This window comes from Ruegeria sp. HKCCA6837 (assembly GCF_013034475.1).
In the GTDB taxonomy this organism is placed as follows: domain Bacteria; phylum Pseudomonadota; class Alphaproteobacteria; order Rhodobacterales; family Rhodobacteraceae; genus Ruegeria.
In genome coordinates, this window is record NZ_WQGD01000008.1 from 129,131 (window position 1) to 147,695 (window position 18,565).

At 54.2% G+C, this 18,565-nt stretch carries 18 protein-coding genes and 1 pseudogene; 3 read left to right on the plus strand and 16 right to left on the minus strand.

Features of this window, described 5'->3' with window-relative positions; genetic code table 11:
* Positions 1-65 precede the first annotated feature (65 nt).
* The 5 genes from GOV91_RS13010 to GOV91_RS13030 all read right to left on the minus strand — a co-directional run bounded on the left by GOV91_RS13010 (position 66) and on the right by GOV91_RS13030 (position 5,501).
* Complete coding sequence (locus GOV91_RS13010; RefSeq protein WP_171235830.1) at positions 66-788, minus strand: alpha/beta fold hydrolase; 723 nt, start codon at positions 786-788, stop codon at positions 66-68.
* Positions 785-2,329: an ABC transporter permease subunit gene (locus tag GOV91_RS13015; protein ID WP_171235831.1), complete on the minus strand. Its 1,545-nt coding sequence runs from the start codon at positions 2,327-2,329 to the stop codon at positions 785-787. Before GOV91_RS13015 ends, GOV91_RS13010 begins: the two co-directional genes overlap by 4 nt.
* Complete coding sequence (locus GOV91_RS13020; RefSeq protein ID WP_171235832.1) at positions 2,326-3,381, minus strand: glycine betaine/L-proline ABC transporter ATP-binding protein; 1,056 nt, start codon at positions 3,379-3,381, stop codon at positions 2,326-2,328. The genes GOV91_RS13015 and GOV91_RS13020 overlap by 4 nt, the downstream gene beginning before the upstream one ends.
* 70 nt (positions 3,382-3,451) lie before the next feature.
* Positions 3,452-4,411 (minus strand): glycine betaine ABC transporter substrate-binding protein, encoded by a 960-nt coding sequence (locus GOV91_RS13025; protein WP_171235833.1) that lies wholly within the window; start codon positions 4,409-4,411, stop codon positions 3,452-3,454.
* Positions 4,412-4,442: 31 nt separating this feature from the next.
* Positions 4,443-5,501 carry a D-cysteine desulfhydrase gene (locus GOV91_RS13030; protein WP_254440673.1) on the minus strand — a complete coding sequence of 353 codons (1,059 nt, stop codon included), beginning with the start codon at positions 5,499-5,501 and terminating at the stop codon, positions 4,443-4,445.
* Between the two features lie 23 nt (positions 5,502-5,524).
* On the opposite strand from GOV91_RS13030, the gene GOV91_RS13035 reads away from it, so the two are divergent.
* The gene (locus GOV91_RS13035) at positions 5,525-6,553 is read left to right on the plus strand and encodes a LysR family transcriptional regulator (protein WP_254440663.1); all 1,029 of its coding nucleotides are present in this window, start codon (positions 5,525-5,527) and stop codon (positions 6,551-6,553) included.
* Between the two features lie 298 nt (positions 6,554-6,851).
* Here the strand turns inward: GOV91_RS13035 and GOV91_RS13040 are convergent, their stop codons facing one another.
* The 7 genes and pseudogenes from GOV91_RS13040 to GOV91_RS22715 form a co-directional block, all read right to left on the minus strand.
* A complete protein-coding gene (locus tag GOV91_RS13040) occupies positions 6,852-7,712 on the minus strand; it encodes a hypothetical protein (RefSeq protein ID WP_171235834.1) in 861 nt (286 codons plus the stop codon).
* Between the two features lie 246 nt (positions 7,713-7,958).
* Positions 7,959-9,074, minus strand: coding sequence for a hypothetical protein (locus tag GOV91_RS13045; protein WP_171235835.1), 1,116 nt, complete (start codon positions 9,072-9,074; stop codon positions 7,959-7,961).
* A 527-nt stretch (positions 9,075-9,601) separates the two neighbouring features.
* Positions 9,602-9,925 carry a hypothetical protein gene (locus GOV91_RS13050; RefSeq protein WP_171235836.1) on the minus strand — a complete coding sequence of 108 codons (324 nt, stop codon included), beginning with the start codon at positions 9,923-9,925 and terminating at the stop codon, positions 9,602-9,604.
* The gene (locus GOV91_RS13055; RefSeq protein WP_171235837.1) at positions 9,912-10,550 is read right to left on the minus strand and encodes a hypothetical protein; all 639 of its coding nucleotides are present in this window, start codon (positions 10,548-10,550) and stop codon (positions 9,912-9,914) included. The genes GOV91_RS13050 and GOV91_RS13055 overlap by 14 nt, the downstream gene beginning before the upstream one ends.
* A 203-nt stretch (positions 10,551-10,753) precedes the next feature.
* Positions 10,754-11,419 (minus strand): hypothetical protein, encoded by a 666-nt coding sequence (locus GOV91_RS13060; protein WP_171235838.1) that lies wholly within the window; start codon positions 11,417-11,419, stop codon positions 10,754-10,756.
* 1,329 nt (positions 11,420-12,748) lie between these two features.
* Entirely contained in the window at positions 12,749-12,970 is a 222-nt protein-coding gene (locus GOV91_RS13065) for a hypothetical protein (protein ID WP_171235839.1), read from the minus strand.
* A 65-nt stretch (positions 12,971-13,035) separates the two neighbouring features.
* A pseudogene (locus GOV91_RS22715) lies at positions 13,036-13,318 on the minus strand (IS6 family transposase); the annotation flags it as partial.
* A 40-nt stretch (positions 13,319-13,358) separates the two neighbouring features.
* On the opposite strand from GOV91_RS22715, the gene GOV91_RS22720 reads away from it, so the two are divergent.
* A complete protein-coding gene (locus GOV91_RS22720; RefSeq protein WP_254440664.1) occupies positions 13,359-13,511 on the plus strand; it encodes a thiamine pyrophosphate-binding protein in 153 nt (50 codons plus the stop codon).
* Positions 13,512-13,590: 79 nt separating this feature from the next.
* Positions 13,591-14,466, plus strand: coding sequence for a thiamine pyrophosphate-dependent enzyme (locus GOV91_RS22920; protein ID WP_371732318.1), 876 nt, complete (start codon positions 13,591-13,593; stop codon positions 14,464-14,466).
* Positions 14,467-14,703: 237 nt separating this feature from the next.
* Here GOV91_RS22920 and GOV91_RS13075 read toward each other — a convergent pair whose 3' ends face one another.
* The 4 genes from GOV91_RS13075 to GOV91_RS13090 form a co-directional block, all read right to left on the minus strand.
* Positions 14,704-15,633 carry a hypothetical protein gene (locus GOV91_RS13075; protein ID WP_171235840.1) on the minus strand — a complete coding sequence of 310 codons (930 nt, stop codon included), beginning with the start codon at positions 15,631-15,633 and terminating at the stop codon, positions 14,704-14,706.
* A gap of 7 nt (positions 15,634-15,640) precedes the next feature.
* Positions 15,641-16,954, minus strand: a complete 1,314-nt coding sequence (locus GOV91_RS13080; RefSeq protein WP_171235841.1) for a TRAP transporter large permease — start codon at positions 16,952-16,954, stop codon at positions 15,641-15,643.
* 2 nt (positions 16,955-16,956) lie between these two features.
* A complete protein-coding gene (locus tag GOV91_RS13085) occupies positions 16,957-17,490 on the minus strand; it encodes a TRAP transporter small permease (protein ID WP_171176690.1) in 534 nt (177 codons plus the stop codon).
* A gap of 70 nt (positions 17,491-17,560) precedes the next feature.
* A complete protein-coding gene (locus GOV91_RS13090; protein WP_171095086.1) occupies positions 17,561-18,538 on the minus strand; it encodes a TRAP transporter substrate-binding protein in 978 nt (325 codons plus the stop codon).
* Between the last annotated feature and the right edge of the window lie 27 nt (positions 18,539-18,565).

An 18,565-nucleotide genomic window follows, 5' to 3' on the forward strand; every position in this document is an offset into this window, starting at 1 on the left:
TGCGTTGTGCGGAACAAAGCTGACTTCGGCTGCCATTCTACAAAAGTCTAAGTTGTTCGCATCGCTCAGCGGTCCAAAAAGTCGGAGATTAAACGTATGAAAAAATCAGGTCTCTCGGCATGTAGAGCGTGAGCGCAGCCTGGCACAACTGCTAGCGATGTATTGGGAATTGTTTCCCAAAGCCTTTGAATTTGGCTCCATGGATATGTCCGATCTTGATCGCCCCAAAGCACAAGTGTTTCCTGCCGAATCCGGCTAAGGTTCTGCTCTCCTGACCAGGATCGCATCCCTTCAAGCCCAGCATTTATGGCGGCCAGTTTGGCTTGAGCGGCGATCCCGGCGCAGTGTTCATATCCTGGTGCAGCTTCGCGATCCAGAAACCAAGTCGCTGCGATCCGACGTGCGGTGGCCGCCGGGCCGTCTTCCGAAGCGCGCTGTTTACTCTGTTTAATGGTCTCGAACCTGCCTGGCAAAACACCGACCGCGCCAGTTGCGTAAAGCACAAGGCGGTTAATCCTCTCACGATCTCGCAAAGCGATTTCCTGAGCGATCATGCCGCCCATGGAGTGACCCAGCAGATGATAACTCTCCACTCCGAGGCTGCGGAGGTACTGGACGACCCAATCCGCATATCCGCCAATACTGTCAATTGGCGGCAGATGCGCATTTGCTCCAAATCCGGGCAGGTCGACGGCAATCACATCTGCATGCTGCTGCAGTGTATCGTGACACCCATCCCATTGTGCGCTGCCCCCCATGAAACCATGAACAAGGACAAGGGGGGTCACTTTCGCTGACCTTGAACGATCCGATCAAGGATCATCGCGCAGAAGAGAATGGCAAAGCCTGCGAGGATACCCTGGCCCACATTGGCGTACTGAAGCGCCTCGAGGACGTCTTCGCCCAGCCCTTTCGCACCAATAAGCGAAGCAACCACGACCATGGCCAATGACAGCATGATTGTCTGGTTGATGCCTGCGCGAATGGAGGGGCTGGCGAGCGGTAGATCAACTTTGGTGAGAAGGTACCACTTGTTGGCGCCAAAACTGATCGCGGCTTCACGCACGCTCTCAGGAACACCACGCAGACCCAAAACTGTAAGGCGTACCACGGGTGTCCCACCGAAGATCATAGTGACAATGACTGCCGCTGGCTTGCCAACCCCGAAAAAGGCAATCACAGGTACCATGAAGACAAAGGCAGGCATGGTCTGCATGAAATCCATGATCGGCTGGATGACAGCGTAGAACCGCGGTCGGCGAGCAGAGAACATGCCCAAAGGAATGCCAATCACGATGGAAAGCAGTGCCGCAGTGCCGAGAAGCGCCAAAGTGGTCATAGCTTTTTCCCAGAAGCCGAGAAGGCCCATGTAGGCCAGAAAGCCACCAGACCATATAGCCATGCGCAACCCAGCCGTGAGCCAGGTCAACAGAACGATCAGCGCGGCCACCACTATCCAAGGGGTTTGAACCAACGCAACCTCCATGGCATCCAGCAACCAGCGAATGGCCGCGGTGAGACCGTCAAAGAACGCCACACTGTTGGCGACGCACCAGGCGATAAAGCCCTCTACGCTGTCAATACTGGCCAGGCGGATTGAGTTATCGGTCGGAAACTCGCTAAGAAATGAAAAACGGCCGGGGAAACTGTAGTGGATCATTGCGGTCGCGACCAACAAGATCATGAAACCCGCGCTAAAAACAATCTGACTGACCGGCATGCCAGAGCGAATGGCGCGATCTGAGAGCCAGTCAGAAAACCGGGCCTCCAGTGCCCAGTTGGCGGCCACAGCCTGTATGAGCTTGGCCACAAGTAAGATGATAACCCCGGTGAGTGCAATCGATGGGCCTTGCGCGGCGAGCAGCTCTGCCTCGGCGCGGAAACCTTCAATGTTGGCCTCCAGCCCTTCGATCTGGCGCTGGATGGCGGCGGCTCGATCCGAGCCGCTTTCTTGAGCTGCAGCAAGCTGCTTGTAGCGCAAATCGAGCGTACCTTCGATCGAGGTCACACGGGCCAGCGCATCCGCTCCCAGATCTCCGAATAGGCCCCGCGCTATCTGCACAAAGCCGATTGCCTCGACGACAAGAAAGGCCAATGCCCATGACCAAAGTCCGCGTGCGCCGAACCAGATCGGACCAAAAAGCCCGGCCATCACATTGAAGGTTGCCGTAAAGCGCGCGGACGATCCGATCTTGTCGAAGTTGCGGATGTAGTAGTCGGGACTTGTGCGCACAAAGGTGCGGATATTCTCGCGGCGTTCCTCGGCGTAGGCCTGCGCGGCTTCGCTTTCTGTGTCTTCAAGGGGGTTCACACCAAGATCTTCGCTCATGACATTTCCGTCCCTTCAATCACGGTGCGCAACAGATCTGCGCGAGTGATGACACCTCTATCTTCGCCGCCTTCGGACACCAGAACCGGCCGTTCATCGTCGATGGCTCGCGTAATTAAAGCGGAAAGTGTCTCATTGTGGTCCACCCGGTCGATGTCAGCGGGCAGCGGGCCGTGCGTCGCGAGGTAGCTGTCCAAGGTCTGCATCGCCGCATGAGCATGCACCACCTTCAGGCGCGATATCCCGGCCACGAAATCAGCAACGTAGTCATCAGCGGGATGCATGACAATGTCCTCTGCCGAGCCGATCTGCACCATCTTGCCGTCACGCATGATGGCAATCCGATCTCCTATACGGACGGCCTCATCCAGATCATGAGTGATGAAGATCGTGGTCTTTTTGAGGATTTTGGACAGCCGGATGAACTCATCCTGCAACTGCCGCCGGATCAGGGGATCAAGTGCGGAGAAGGGCTCATCCATCAGTAGAACATCAGGGTTGGCCGCGAGCGCACGGGCAAGCCCCACACGTTGCTGCATGCCGCCAGAGAGTTCGTGAGCGAATTTCGACCCCCAAGCCCCCAATTCGACAATGTCGAGAATGGCGGCCGCCTGCCGCATACGCTCGTTCTTGGCGACCTGGCGGATTTCCAGCGGCATTGCTACGTTATCAAGGACTGAACGGTGGGGCATCAGCGCAAAATTCTGGAAGACCATCCCGATTTTCCGGTTGCGGAAAGCCTGAAGTTCCTTTGTGCCGAGTGCCATGACGTCCGTGCCCTCGATCTCGATCTTGCCGGCCGTTGGTTCAAGCAGGCGATTGAAATGGCGTACGAGTGTGGATTTGCCGCTCCCTGATAGACCCATGATACAGAAGATCTCACCGCGTTTGACGTCGAGGCTGACATCGGCCACGCCCACCACCGCGTTGAATTCAGCAAGGACTTCAGCTTTGGTCAGCCCCCGCGCACGAATGGCTTCAAGAGCGGCCTCGGGTTTTGCCCCGAAGATTTTCCAGATGTTGGAAATTTCGATTACAGTCTCGTCGCTCATCCGCCCACCCGTGCATGCCTTCAAGTGGGGCGGCACCGCTAGGTGCTGCCCGTTGTTTTTTTGGCCTGGCTCAGAGACCCAGCATCGAATCTACGCGCTCGGAATTGGCGTTAACCCATTCGGCCGCAACTTCCTCAGCATCGCGCCCATTGGCACTGATCTCGAAGGCCAGCGAGCTCACGTCATCGGCGGTCAGGGAGAAGTTGGCGAAGAATTCCGCAATCGCCGGCGAGCGATCCGCAAGCGAGTTGGACCAGGCGATCTGAACTTCCTTCAGAGCGTCCTTACTGGCTACCATCGACTTGTTGTACCAGTCAGGGTCGTCGGAGGGTTGCACCATCACGTATTTTTCAGGGTCATAAGTCGGTTCGGTCAGCATCACTACGTCAAACATGTACCAAACAGCATGCGGCTCATAGCAGTAGAAGGCATATCCTTCTTTTTTGGCAATACTGTCCTTGATGCGCGCGGTCTTCACAGCTTCCTCGGCGCGGATCGGATCGATGAAATCCAACAGGCCATAGTCGCGCACCTTCACCTCGTTGACATTGGCCGAGGCCCAGCCGGGCGCACCGATCCACATCTCACCCTTACCATTGCCATCGCTGTCCATCGCAGCCGCCACATCGGGGCGTCCAAGATCCGCGATGTCGGTGATGTTCATCTCTGCGGCAAAGTCTTTGGAGACGCAGAAACCCTGGTTGCCCTGGTAGGGGTTCGATGACAACGTCACGGTACCGGCAGCATCAACGTATTGCTTGGTGAACGCTTCCTGATTTGGCAGCCATACATCAGGGTGAACGTCGATGTCACCCTTACCCTGATCCATCGCTTGAAAAATCGTGGCATTGTTGCCCGGCACATACTCCACTGTGCCGCCAATGCGGGTGGTCACGATCTCACCCAAGACATGGGCAATAGCCTGTGCTCCGGTCCAAGTGGGAACACCGATCTTAACCTCTTCAGCGGCGAGTGGTGCGCCGAGAGCTGAAACCAAAGCCGCGCTGATCAAGTATTTTTTGAATGACATTTGATATCTCCGTGTTGGTTAGTTGTAGATTTCAGGCCACGTAGCCAGGAAGTTCAAAAGTTTCGGGATAGCCAAACAGGGCTGCGCTTCCGCCGGTGTGCAGAAAGACGACATTGTCCATGCCATCGAAATAGCCTTTGCGTGTTTGGTCGATGAGACCATCCAACCCTTTACCCGAATAGACCGGGTCGAACAGAAGCCCTTCGGTGCGGGCCAACAGCTTGAGCGCGTCAATCATCCCTTCGGTCGGAAGACCATATCCTGCACCGACGTAGTCGCAGTTTGCGCGCACATTTTCGCGCGCAATGGGCGTACCCGTCTCCATATATTCGACAGTACGTACGGCCAGATCATGGACCATGCCTTCCTGTTTGTCTTGCGGGGCCCGCACGCCGATGCCCAAAAGGTGAATGTCACTTTCTAGGGCGGCAAGACCGGCGACCAATCCGGCTTGTGTGCCCGAGCTGCCGGTCGCATGTACCAGCGCATCAATTTTCAACCCGGCATTGGCGGCCTGTTCGCATAACTCGCGTGCGCAATTCACGTAGCCCAATGCCCCGATCGGGTTTGATCCACCGCCCGGGATGATGTAGGGGCTTTTGCCTTCTGTCTTCATCCGCGCGGCGCAGGCTTCCATCTCGGCGTTCATGTCCGCACCACCGGGACGCTTGGAGACACTGGCACCATGCAGTCGATCCAACAGGACGTTTCCATTCAGAATATAGTTCGGGTCATTGGAACCCGTACGATCCTCAAGCAGGATATGGCACGCAAGGCCAAGTTTTGCGGCCGCCGCTGCTGTCTGGCGCGCGTGGTTAGATTGCGTCGCCCCTTGCGTGATGATTGTATCTGCGCCTTTTTGGACTGCGTCAGCCATCAGAAATTCCAGCTTACGGGTCTTGTTCCCACCCGACGATAGGCCGGTGCAATCATCCCGTTTGACCCAAATACGCGGACCACCCAAAACCTCGCTCAGGCGATCCATCGGCTCCAAAGGCGTGGGAAGATGGCCAAGCGATACGCGGGGAAATTTCGCCAGCGTCAGCGATAGTTCCTTGCACAAACTCAAAATCACCTCTGGCGCGACCATCGTTTCACCGCCGGTCATTTGAATTGTCTCAGCCACCACACTCTCCCTGCTTTTGCCTAAAGCCAAACACTTTCAAAAGAAAAAGAAGAAAAACAGTGCATATTTCGCAGCCTGCTCATACATTTTCTTTGGGTGCAAAGGAGGTACGGATGAATATGCTGTGGTTTGATGATGTTCTGGTCCTTCTGGAGGAGCGGAACATGACGCGGGCCGCGGCCCGCAGAAACATCACGCAACCAGCGTTCTCAAGGCGTATTCGAAGTTTTGAGGAGTGGCTGGGTATTGACGTTCTCGATCGCAAATCGAACCGAATAGAGATCAGTCCGGCACTGGCCTCGAACGAAGCCGAAATCCGCTCTTTGATCGTTAGGCTAAATGACCTGCGCACAAAAATTGCGCAACATGGCCCCACCGTTTCGATTGTGACGATCGCCGCGACACACGCATCGGTCGTCTCCACCTTCCCCGATATGGCGCTGCGTGCGCGTGCCACGTTCAAGGGGCTCCGTCTTCGTCTCAGGACTGCCAATCTGAACGATTGTGTCACTCTGTTCCTGCGCGGCGATACCAACATGTTGCTATGCTATGAGACGCAAACCGTCGCCCCAATGCCGTTCGGAGCAGGCATTCTTCGCGGTGCTTGGGGCCACGACTACCTCATTCCGGTCATCGGTGGCGGATTGCGGTACGCAGTGTACGGAACCGGTGACGTACCTCTGGATACGCCGGCCGTCGTCTATCCCGAAAACAGCTACTTTGGCGAAGCATTGAACAAGAGCAAACTCCCTTTCGGAACCGCGGATTTCAGCAAAAACCCCGTTTGCCAGACGGCCTTTTCAAGTGGGGCAAAAGAAATGATCCTGAACGGTCTTGGTGTTGGTTGGTTGCCGTTCAGTATGGTGCACAAGGAAATTGAGAGTGGTGAGTTGATCTCCCTGCGCAACCAACTGGGCCAGGAAAAGCTCGATGTGGTGGTCTATGCACATCACCAGACCGAGATAGCGAAAATGTTGTTTGATTTCTGGACAAACAAGCCGTTTTCAAAGTTTTGAGCCGATAAAACGCCAATCAGCGCCAAAGACCATAGCCATCTGTCGGCACCAAAATTTGACTGTCGAAAGCTGTGCGAAATTGCCGCATTTCTCGCGGCATCCTATCTCCCAGCCGTCCGGATGTCTTAAATATTCAAAGATCGCTTTGGGCTTAAACCGGTCGTTCGCTACACTCTGCATGAATGGCTGCTTCTGGGACATTGCAGTGCAGCAATAAGCAGCACATTCAGCGTCTGGTCTGTTTAAATGGGTTGGCTTTGTGTTTCACCCTTTTCAATCACGACGTCCTTAGAGTCGATCAGTTTTGACAACATGGCCTGGACAGCGCGCTCTGGTCCAACATGCGTGCCATCCCAGCGTCGACAACATTGAAGATTTCACTTTTGCAGACGGATCTGATGCCAGCTGTATTGTCGCCATGCCGCTTAAGGTCTGGATTGTCCCGCAACACGGAAATAACGTCATCGTGTTCAGCCCGGAAAAACAAAGTGTTCGACGGATTGTGATCCAGCCCAACTAAGAGCTGTCCGGCGTCGCGTCCAATGCGCCGGATGGCATAATCGCCCTTCTTGGGATCAGTGAACTCAATCCAGCGAGAAGATTTTAGGGTCGCTAATAGTCGTATTGTAGATGTGCGCCGCCACACCTGGAAAGCGCACGGCACGTCACGTTCCTCTCCGTCGAGCAAAAACGCATTTTTTGCCACGTCCATGTCCAGTGAGAGATGAAACATCCTGTGCAACCGGTCCTTTATGCTCGCTTTCCGAAACGTCTGTGGGACGATGAATGCAATGATTTCGGCCGCATTATGCGCAGCATGATTGAAGAAACGCGTTGCCAGGTGGGCAGCGTTTCCAAAGGGTGGATTGCCAACATATGCCGCCGGCTTGGTGTTCTTATAATCAAAGAAATCGACTGATTGGATCCCAGCATCAGCTGGCGCAATATCCAGGGCAATGACCGGGCGTCCGAGCGTTTTTAGTGGGTCGAGGAAGGCGCCCGCTCCAGCGGAAGGTTCGATGACTTTTTCGAAGTCGACATCCAGTTTCAATTCCTCGAGATGGCTTGCTAAGCCACGGACAAGATCTTCTGCGATTTGTGGCTTCGTGTAGTAGCGATCCAGCCCGCCCTGCCTGTACCGGTCATTGTTCTTCGTCATAAAAATTCTGCTTCTAAAATTCAGAAACATAATAGGATCACCGGGTTTAGTGGAGGTTTAACAGCTGGAGTAAGCCGGGACTGATCCAGGTCTCTCTATGCTGGATATGATGTTTCAGGCTGTCGGTTTAACTTTTACCATGTGACTGGATCTGGAGCGGTAACTGCGCGATCTCGCATCGTCTGTCGTCTTGGCGTAGGGAAGGCCAGGGGGCACCGAAGGGAATTCGGTACCCTATGCGTTTTGTTACGCAGGCTGACTCTCCAAAGACATGATCCAGCCTTCCTGTTCCCCATCGGTGATGGCCGCAACTCTGGCCATGATAGGTGAAGGTACACGGTCAACAATCCAGGGTGCTTCTTCGTAAATGAACCTTGGACCAACGTGCCGCCCATGAAACACAGCCTCCCGAAGGCTGAGGAAATCCTGCCCGCGGATGGGAACGCTCACCTGATTTCCGTTGTTATCCTCACATAGGCCAGGGGTGTCGGAAACCTCTGCGACGATGGCATTCCATGCTAAGAGGGACAACTGGGCAATCGAAAAGACCTCTGTTTCACTTAGGTTGAGAATGCCCACGCAGGGCTCATCCGATGGAAGAACGGGTTGCATAAGATAGGCGGCCATAAACCCCGGCACACCATGCAGGGGACCTAACATCAGCAGGCAGGTTGCCCTCTTTCGGTCGTGGAGATCCGCACATTGCATCTCAAGATCGGCTCGGTCATCCACAACCAAAACTTCTGCGATATCCTTGCAGCGCTGTCTCATGTCCTGTGCGAACACGATCAGAGCCGCACCACGGTCCAAGTCGCTGTCTGATTGGAGCAGCACTGTTTGTGGATCTGACACCGGAACATGACAGTCGCTATCGACGCCAACATGGATAACGATCGGATAGTCGCCGGGACCGCGTCGCTCTATGGTTGGCAACATACTCAGCGTAGCGTGACCGGGAACTTTCCCTCGATCGATCTCCAGCTCCGGCACAGTGTCAGATATCGACAGGCTCATCGCCCAGGAGATTACCATTGGTGGCCGTCGCGTTACCTGTCCGCGAGCAATTTGAGGTGGGTTTGATCGGAGTTCTCTTGCGTCGGTATCCAGAGTCCAGCATTCACTCATGAGCAGCTCCCAACAATTATTGGGTTGGAAATACTCGATGGTCGCTGTCTCTCCAGACCTCGATCTGCGTGTGACATACGACGTCATCAGGATCTTGTCGACCCGCTTTAGCTCCTCAAAAGCAATCTGCTCGAGACGTGCATTTAGCGAGAGGCAAGGTGTCTTGCCCTTGTTCTCTTTTGCCGCCCGTTTCAGATCGTGAACACGTATTGCTGTTGGCGTTATCAAAATTGCCATTGGATTCTCCGTATAAGGACCAGGGTCGGGCACCTGGCCTCAAAGAAGCCGGTACAGTATCGAGTTTTATCTGTCTTACGTTCTAGCCTAGCCTTCGACATGCCCGACAAATGGGGTCAGGGCGGAAACGACACCCTCTTATCACGGTACCATATATGGTACTGGAGTCAATCATGATTCGATATATGGTACCACTTAGGGGCTTAACCCGAGTCCAAATGACTGCTCAGAGTCGGCTCGGCCGTCGACATCAGTCGGATCAAACACGCACTACTCACGAAGTGCCCGAGTTCACTGGCAATCCTGTTTCCCCACAAGTCCGTCATGGTATTGACTTAGAATACTGTCAAAACCGGGCTACGGCTAAGCCGGAAGTGAGTGGTTTGAGTACTTGCTGCGCCCGAAGGGAAAACACCCTCCGGGTGCAATTCAATTGTGGTGGCTGCAATATCTGAGGAATGGATAATCTGCGCTTCCAATGCAGCAGTGCCTTGATTAGGCGCTGGCGGAGATGCTGAAAGATTGTCTCACCACTCATAGATCGGCAACTCTTCCACATCGAAGTGAGGCTCTGCGTCCTGATCGTACATGATGAATCGCAAATTGTATTTCCATGCGATCTTGAGTGCAGCGCGAAACGCAGGGCAGGGGCACTCGCTGAGTTCTCGTTCACATTCTTTCAATGTGTGATATTCGTTGATCTGAAATACGAACCCGTAGTCGCTGCGCAGATAGGGGTCGCGATAGAATTCGCCGCGTTCGATCTGTTCGACCGTTTCGAGTGGCAGATGCGCAGTCGAAAGATCCAGCATGAAGTACGCCCGGATCATGTTCATATCAAGAATGGCCATGGCTACCTCTGACCTTGTTGTTGCTTTGTTCAAGATTGAAGAGCGGCGTGATGGTGTCGGTACGGGACCGATGCTCTTCAAACAACGCAGTCTCGGAAATCCTTACCTTCGTACCTGGAAGACTGTCCCGCAGCACTTCTGCTACTGAGTTCACACAGCCCCATCGACCATGCTCGGTGGCCCAGGCCCCAGTGACTTCGATTTCGTCCGTTTTAATGTACGGGGATAGAGCCTCAGCGGCCGCTTCCTGACGCTCGAACACAAGGGGTACACCGTTGTTGCCGAAACTCTCCCATTCATCAAATGGGTGCTCTCCTCCGTCACACCCCCACACACGCAATGTGGAGGCGGGATTGAGCAACTCATAATACCGGGCGATTTGGCAAGCATTGGAGAGGCCAGTGAAAATGGCGTCGTTAAATTCTTCGTCGATTTCATCTGACAGAAATCCGTCCATGACGATGAGTTGGCCAAGGTGGGTCAGCAGTTGGTTTCGGATTATGTCTCTGCGTTCTTCTGCAACGCAGTGTCCCACATTGTAATCGGCGCTTCTAAATAGACTTCCGGGGTGAACAAGAACGAGGGTCTTCAGCTGTATTTTGTTGATCCTGTCTGTTTCAAGCATCAGGTCGTGGCATAGAGGGTGGAGAGGTGAGAAATGTCTCAAGGTATTTCCTTCGATTTGGCACAGCTGTCCCGTCATCATCCGACGGGACGATGTGCCTGGTGTTCTTTGAGGTTTAGGAAGACAGGCCCTGTCTCGCGTACACCGCGTCGGGCAATCGATCAGCGAATGATCTGGATCAGCTCACAGACAAAGCGCGGCTGTCAGATTTCGGCGTCATCCGAAAGCACCGTGATCCCGTCGGTGGCTTTTCGAAGGATGTCGTCATGCGCGGCGGGTCGAACGCGGATTTGCCGGAATTCAGGTTGGTTGACAAAACATCTATCCCGCGCCGCATCCAACAGTCTCCAGCCATCTGTAGCCCGGCGCAGCTTTACGCGTGTTGTTATACTGGCGCCTGCCATATTCGCGTAGCGGTTGGACGCCGGTTTTCCTGCAGGACGGAACTCTATTTCCGCTCCGGCCCGGTTCTTCTGCGCCACACCTTTTTGGATGAGAACATCTTCCGCCTCCTGTGCGAGCACTCTGAGATCACCAGCGTCCAACGTATAGGTGGACGCCTTTCCATTGATCTTGCACAGGCGTTCCGCCAATGGCTGAAGGAGCGTCGCTTTCAGATCTGATTGTTCTGAACGGTATTGGTCCAGCGTGGCACCCAGTTCCAGCAGCTCTTTTTGGAGCCTGTCAATCTGGCCCTTTATGGTCCCTGGCCGATCAGTGTTGATTTCCTCCGAGGTCCGCAACTGAGTTTCCAGGCGGCTTAATTTGGCCTGGGCCTCTGACTTTCTCTGCATGTTTTTCTCTATCTTCGTATTCAAAGCTTCCAGCTGCGCGTCTGTCGCTTTGGTGGTGATTTTTATCTGCCTCATGGGCTGCTCCATTTATTGGCACCATTTTTTGATGCGGGGTTATTTTGAGGGTGCCGGTCTTCACTGTCAGCACCGCTCAGGGGTCTGATACTCGGCTTCGATTCGCAAAATCAAGAAAAAAGTTAACAATACCAATAGGTTGAATTGCTTTCATCGAGCCTGATAGGGCAGGTGAATCTAAAGTGCCCCTAGAATTCGTCTGTAGCACCCAGAGAGTGGGTTCCTTCTTGGCTCTGGTATGATTGGACCTCGGAACCAAAAAGTGCACTCAGCGTGCTCACAGAGCCATTCTGAGGCCTATTGCCTGTCCGAATTTTTTTGAGGAACGGGCCTTGGGCGCACCGAATCCCGCCGAAAACACCTGCCACGCCAAAAAATAACGGGCAGTTGCCGCTCAAAAACGAAGCATCTCAATGGGTCTTGTTGCCGCCAAATCAAAAGAACACTAAACTATAATAGCAACCCATCAGAATTATGTGCCTGCCGGCGACGCACGCTGAATTTGGGTTGCACTTGCCAACACAGAGTATGTGCCGATACGGGGATCAAGACTTATGGTTTGAAGCATCCAAGGGTGGACAAAACAAGGCTTAGACCACCAAACCCAGCCACCTCCGACGTCAGGGACAAAACCGAGTCGTCTTCGATAGCGCGTCTTGAAAGACAACTCTCATAATATCTTTGACGTAGAGCTCGTCAAACTCGTCATGGCTAAGCTCCCCCTCAGCCATCTGCTCCAGACAATAGGTCCACCAGGCATATTCGGTTATGTCACTACACGGCTTAAGAAGCTAAATGGCCAAAGAAATGCTCCGAGGCCTATCCGGTGAAAAATACTTCGGGACTGATGGATCAGCATTTCTAAATCTCGACCTGAACTCGCAAAACGTCGGAAACGTCACGCTCTCGGAAATGTCGATTCTGATGGCCGCCGGGTGCGAAAAAACGTTCACGAACTCGTCATAGGCCATATCTTTGTTTGACCTTTCGTGGCTCACAGTTGATGAGTCTTCTGTATCTACTTCGGACCAAACGGTTCGCAGCAAGATCGTCTGGTCACTTTCCTTTTCGGCCAATACCCCGACACGGGATGGCTCGGTCCTATAGCAATTCGGCAGCAGGCCAAATTGCTTGTTCACTCTGCTAAGAACCTCAAACTTCGAACAGATTTCAGATTCAATCCAGAGACTTTGGGCTTCTCCCTTAAATGCTGACGCAATGGCTCGCCGCAATTCTACAGGGTTTGAAATCTTCGAGCGATCTGCCGGTTTTTTGCGTCATGGCCCAATACTATATGCCAGTCTGCCGACAACACCCTGTCAGCGAGGTTCATTTGAAAGTCGAAAAAATCCAATCTCGGCCAGGTTTTTCGGACAAGTTGGGTCGGTCCGATTTCAGAACTTCGCTATAAAAGCTCAGCTTGTCCTTGATTAGATGGTTGGTTTCATAACCGGATGACCTGAGGCCGTCCTTGTCATTGCCAATATTGGCTTTCTCGTTTGCTTTGAGGCCTGCATTTTCGGCGTTCCGGTCAATAAAAATGTCTTGCATGAGATATGTTCCTAAAATCACATGTGTAGGTTGGACTACTCTGATTAAAAGAACGTGTTGCAGGTATGATGTTCGCCATTGATCTTCACGAAAACTTCGTCGACGTGCCACCAACATTGCCGCCCGCATCGCAGCCTTACGGCTACGGGATGCCGTATTCCGGAGACAAACATCGGGCCAATCTATTCCACCAGAACCGGATCGTTTCGTGGCTTACATCGATCCTGCGCTTCCGCAGCAGGTCCTAGACGTTTCGCAAAGAAAGCGGGAAACGAACGTATATCATTACCGAAAGACGGATGATTTCCTGCTGCTATTAAAGTACTTGAATAGATCGCGTTTTGGCATGGCGAGTGGTTATGAAATCGCCCTACCGGCCTCAAACAGAATGCCTCTGACATCGCCGCTCGAACTTTACGACGCCATGTATAAGGATGGTGAAATCGCCTATGTCGGAGCGCGCGACGAACGAGCTGCGGGGCATATGGCCGATGCTTGGGCGCGGATGACGGGTAAACCCGGTGTGGTTCTTGGGGCGTAAGCCGGGCACGGCGTGATCAACATCGTGACTGCGGTGGCTGGGGCGCATTTGGCCGATTCACCGATTGTTGTGATTGCCGGTGCGATTAACCCGCGAGGCGGATGTTATGGTGGTGTTGGGTGCCGGGCTCGGATTCAACTCAACCTTTCATTTCAATGAGTATGTGGGTGCTGATACCCGTATCGCCCATGTGGACCTCGAAAGCGCGGTGGTTGGGCGGTACTTCCCAGCCAAGATCGCAGCGCAAGGCGATGCCCGCCTGACTGCCGAGGCCCTGATCGATGCCACAATGCGTCCTAATTGCGACCCGTGGCGCGAAGCGTTTCGGTCCGATATGGCCACCCTGGCAGCCGAGCGCGCAGCAGAGGCAGAGCTTGAGAGCTTGCCCATGCACCCACGCCGTGCGCTGGCCGAAATCCGCGCGACGCTGCCGGAAGATGCTATTGTGACATTGGACACCGGTAACACATGTCTTCAGGCGGCAGACCGGTTGGCGCATTACGCGCCGGTGTCTTTGATCACGCCATTGGATTTCGGCCTTGTCGGGTTTGGCCTTGCCGCTGCAATTGGAGCCAAGGCCGCCGCACCGGATCGCCCTGTCGTGGCGATTATGGGCGATGGGGCTGTCGGCTATACGATGATCGAGATACAGACCGCCATTCAACACTATCTGCCGATCACAATCATCGTTCTGGATAACGAAGCTTGGGGGGCTGAAAAAGCCTATCAGCAGGAATTTTACGGAGGCCGTCTGCTTGGAGCCGAAATTCGCTCGCCCCGTTTCGACAAGTTTGCCGAGTTGTGTGGTGGGAAAGGTATATGGGTCGATGGGCCAGGCGGGGTTGGTCCTGCGCTGGAACAAGCAATCGCATCAAATGAAACAACGGTTATTCAAGCCAAAATCGACCCCGGTGCGTTGATGACACTGCGAAAAGATTTGTTCAAATCACCGTGAAACAACTGATCCTGGCACATGCATGCGATGATTGGCACGCGCGGTAGCTGCTCTGAGAGGGGAGGTATCCTGTACCTGACTTACAACTCTGGCGGTTCGCGCCACTTCGTTTTGCCGCCCCATCAAAGTACTTTTTGTGAAAAGTCCCATCAGCCGTGATCATCACCTGAATGTTCCGATTTACAAAAACGGGATTGGCAGAGCACAGTACGAAACAGTGGCACACACAATCAATGATCACGATGGCGCGTTCTTTTGGTAGAGGCGGCGCATTATCATTGGGGTCAGGTACATCGGAATTTGATAGGCTCCGATGAAGGCCATTATCGGGGCAGTGACCTCTGTTGGAAGAGCCACAAAAAAGATCGCGATGTTGCGGTTGCCAGCAATCAATGACACCGCAGTTGCCTGCGCAGCAGGTAGCTTGCCCTGTGTAAAGCGAAACATGACAATCTGTGCGCCAAAGTTGGCCAGACAGGCAAAGGCGATCCAGAATGCAGCCAAAGCTGGGTCCTCCAGCGCCGTTGCGCTGACCGACGGCATCAGGCCGATGACAAATACGGCCAGTGTGAGTGTTCCCATCCCCTCAAGGTTCATCAGCATGGATTGTGAAGGGTTGCGCAAAACCGTGCGCCTTACAAATATGGCTGCGCCAGTTGCGCATAAGATCGTGAGCAACAGTCGCACGCCAGCCCATAAGACAGATTGTACGTCGCCCAACTGCGGCATTACGAGAAAGATGGGTAAGGCGGTCAAAGGTAACAGGGCCGTACCGACAACCATCAGTCGCATCGCATGTTCTGGCGCGTGGCCCATCATCAGGCACATATTCGGACTGCCCGAGATGGACGGCGCTGCCGCCATGATAAGAAGGGACAAAAGCACGGGAGTCCCGATCCATCCGCACACGTATCCGAGCGCAACGATGATCATCGGCGTCACCAGCTGAAATCCAACAACCGTAAACGCAACTTTGTGCAAGTCACTCAGTGATCCCAGAATGGTCCTGGGGTCCATCCTCAGCACAGTCACGAACAGTAAAAGCACCACCAAAGGCGGAAGCAAATCCCGCATTGGCTCCGCCAGAGCTGGTAAAAGTAGACCTGCCGCCAAGCCGCAGATCAGAACATAAGGGCCATGACGCCCGGCCAGATGAAGCGGGTTCAAAACCGCCTTATCCGCCCGGACTTTGTCGCAGGTTTTCGGGCAACCAAGTTGCAAGGTCGGGGAACCAGATCAGGATGAAGACCATCAGAACCATGATCAGGAACATCGGAATGGCGGCCCGCGCAATATAGCTCATCTCGTGGTTGGTCATGCCCTGCATGACGAACAGGTTGAACCCGATCGGGGGCGTGATCTGCGCCATCTCGACAACAACAACGATGAAGATACCGAACCAGATCAGATCGATCCCGGCGTCGCGGATCATGGGTTCGACCACGGCCATGGTCAGCACGACCGAAGAGATACCATCCAGAAAACAGCCCAGAATGATGTAGAAAACCAACAACACCATAAGCAGCTCGAACCGGGTCAGTTCCCAACCGGCGATCAGATCGGCCAAACCGCGCGGCAGGCCGGTAAAGCCCATGGACAGCGATAGGAACGCAGCGCCCGCAAGAATGAGGGCAATCATCGCGCTGGTGCGCGTGGCGCCCATCAGGCTTTCGGTAAAGGTCTTCCAGGTTAGCGACCCTTGTCCCGCCGCCAACAGCAGCCCGCCGATGACCCCAAAGGCCGCGGCCTCGGTTGCGGTGGCATATCCAAGATACATCGACCCAATCACGACCATGATCAAAAGGATTACAGGCAGCAGGAAACGAGAGTTCTTGATCTTTTCTGAGAAACTCAGTTTGGCTTCGGAATTGGGGCTCCAGTCTTTGCTGAGTTTGGAATAGATCGCCACGTAGCCCATGAACATCCCAGCCAGTACCAGACCGGGAAGAATCCCTGCAAAGAACAGCTTGGTGATGGATTCATTGATCGTCACACCGTAGACGATCAAGGTCAGTGAGGGCGGGATCATCAGCCCAAGTGTGGCGGCCCCGGTCAATGTCCCGATGATCATCCGCTCGGGATAGTTGCGCTTGCGCAGTTCGGGGATCGACATCTTTCCAACAGTTGTCAGCGTGGCTGCTGAAGAGCCCGAGACAGCTGCAAAAACCGTACAACCCACGATATTGGTGTGCACCAATCCGCCCGGCAAAGGGGCCATCCACGGGGACAGGCCCTTGAACATGTCTTCCGATAATCGCGTTCGGTACAGAATCTCGCCCATCCAGATGAACATGGGCAGTGCGGTCAGAGTCCACGAAGACGACGCCGACCAGATTGTGGTGATCATTACATCCCCGACGGGACGGGTGGTGAAGAGCTCCATTCCGACCCAGGCAACGCCCATCAAAGCCAAGCCGACCCAAACACCGGTGCCCAGCAAGGTGAAGAGAACAAAAAGAAAGAGAATGATGACAGAGAGGTTTTCCATGATTACTCTCCGTGACTCTGATCGGCCAGATCGCGGACGATGCGGTGTTCGCCCTTGAAAAGCACGTGGATCAAATGATCAGTCAGAGCAATGGCCAGAATGACCGCGCCTAGCAGCATCGCGGATTGTGGGATCCAAAGGGCGGTTCGGTCCTGCCCTTGACTGACATCGTTGAATTTCCAGCTCCAGTAGACAAAGCGATAAGCGTACCAGCAGAAATACCACATGACGGCAGTGGCGATTGCAAAACACCAGACTTCCAATATGCGGCGGACACCATCAGGCACAGCGTTCAACAGGATTGACACGCGAATGTGGCTGCCCCTGTTTAGCGCATTGGCAAAGGCAAGAAAGGAAGCGGCGGCCATGGCATAGCCAGCATAGTCGGGCGCTCCGGGAAAGACCTCACCGGTCCAGCGGGCCAGCATCTGCACGACGATCAAAAGCAGGATCGCAATGAGGCTGAGAGCCGCAAGCACCCCTGCCGCAAGATATATAAAGTCCAGTACGGACCGAAGCCCTCGCAAAACCGCCATGCTGTCCCCGCTGTGTTTTGATTGGATGCGAAAAGGGCGGCTGGATGACCCGCCGCCCAAATCAAAAAGGTTACTGTGACGCGTTGAACGCGTCGACGATGGCTTTGCCTTCGTCACCGGCAGCTTCCAGCCATTCATTGGTCATGGTCACGCCGATCTCTTTCAGCTCATTCGTCATCTGTTCAGAAGCCGGGCCAACGGTCATCCCGCCATCCCGCAAACCCTGCAGGGTGAATCCGGTGTATTCCTTGGCGCGCCAATTGCCCGCGTATTCTGCCAGTTCAGCGCAGCCCTTGATGACGTTCTTGTTGGCATCAGATACACCAGACCAGACATCAGAATTGACCATCACATAGTTGCGCGGCAACCAGGCATCGACTTCGTAGAAATAGTTCAGGCTTTCCCAAACCTTGCGGTCATATCCGGTCGATCCCGATGACACCATCGAATCCGCCACACCCGTCGCAAAGGCCTGACTGATTTCCGCGGCTTCAATTGTCACCGGCAGCATCCCCGTCAGTTCAGCCAACCGCGAGGTTGCATTGTTGTACGAGCGGAACTTTATGCCTTTCATGTCAGCGACCGAGTTTACCTCGTTCTTGAAATACAAGCCCTGAGGCGGCCACGGCACAGCGTAAAGCAGTGTTAGGTTCTGTTCAGCCAATACTTTTTCAATAGATGGCTTGGCGGCCTCCCAAAGCTTGGCGCTGTCGTCGAAAGAGGTCGCGAGGAATGGGATTGAGTCAAACCCGAACAGGGCATTTTCATTCTGGTGGCCAGACAATAGACGCTCACCAATCGGGGCCTGCCCGGTCTGGATCGCGCGTTTGATGTCGGCACCTTTGAAAAGCGAGCCGGACGGGTGCGTCACAATCTCGATCTCACCACCTGTACCGGTGGTCACGCATTTGGCGAATTCCGCGCCTGTGGCCGAGTGGAAGTTCGACGCCGAATAAGCCATTGGCATGTCCCATTTTTCGGCCATGGCCGGTGCGGCTGCAGCTGCAGTCAGAGCTGTCGCTGCCAGAAGGTTTGTCAGTTTTTTCATCGTTTTCTCCCTATTGTATTTTGAAAC

What these genes read in the sequence shown, in the direction of transcription:
- GOV91_RS13055 (WP_171235837.1), bottom strand. Translation starts at nt 10,550, where the DNA reads ATGCTTGAAACAGACAGGATCAACAAAATACAGCTGAAGACCCTCGTT.
- GOV91_RS22720 (WP_254440664.1), top strand. Translation starts at nt 13,359, where the DNA reads ATGCCTCTGACATCGCCGCTCGAACTTTACGACGCCATGTATAAGGAT.
- GOV91_RS13090 (WP_171095086.1), bottom strand. Translation starts at nt 18,538, where the DNA reads ATGAAAAAACTGACAAACCTTCTGGCAGCGACAGCTCTGACTGCAGCT.
- GOV91_RS13065 (WP_171235839.1), bottom strand. Translation starts at nt 12,970, where the DNA reads ATGCAAGACATTTTTATTGACCGGAACGCCGAAAATGCAGGCCTCAAA.
- GOV91_RS13025 (WP_171235833.1), bottom strand. Translation starts at nt 4,411, where the DNA reads ATGTCATTCAAAAAATACTTGATCAGCGCGGCTTTGGTTTCAGCTCTC.
- GOV91_RS13040 (WP_171235834.1), bottom strand. Translation starts at nt 7,712, where the DNA reads ATGACGAAGAACAATGACCGGTACAGGCAGGGCGGGCTGGATCGCTAC.
- GOV91_RS13020 (WP_171235832.1), bottom strand. Translation starts at nt 3,381, where the DNA reads ATGAGCGACGAGACTGTAATCGAAATTTCCAACATCTGGAAAATCTTC.
- GOV91_RS13050 (WP_171235836.1), bottom strand. Translation starts at nt 9,925, where the DNA reads ATGGCCATTCTTGATATGAACATGATCCGGGCGTACTTCATGCTGGAT.
- GOV91_RS13015 (WP_171235831.1), bottom strand. Translation starts at nt 2,329, where the DNA reads ATGAGCGAAGATCTTGGTGTGAACCCCCTTGAAGACACAGAAAGCGAA.
- GOV91_RS13085 (WP_171176690.1), bottom strand. Translation starts at nt 17,490, where the DNA reads ATGGCGGTTTTGCGAGGGCTTCGGTCCGTACTGGACTTTATATATCTT.
- GOV91_RS13080 (WP_171235841.1), bottom strand. Translation starts at nt 16,954, where the DNA reads ATGGAAAACCTCTCTGTCATCATTCTCTTTCTTTTTGTTCTCTTCACC.
- GOV91_RS13030 (WP_254440673.1), bottom strand. Translation starts at nt 5,501, where the DNA reads ATGGTCGCGCCAGAGGTGATTTTGAGTTTGTGCAAGGAACTATCGCTG.
- GOV91_RS13060 (WP_171235838.1), bottom strand. Translation starts at nt 11,419, where the DNA reads ATGAGGCAGATAAAAATCACCACCAAAGCGACAGACGCGCAGCTGGAA.
- GOV91_RS13045 (WP_171235835.1), bottom strand. Translation starts at nt 9,074, where the DNA reads ATGGCAATTTTGATAACGCCAACAGCAATACGTGTTCACGATCTGAAA.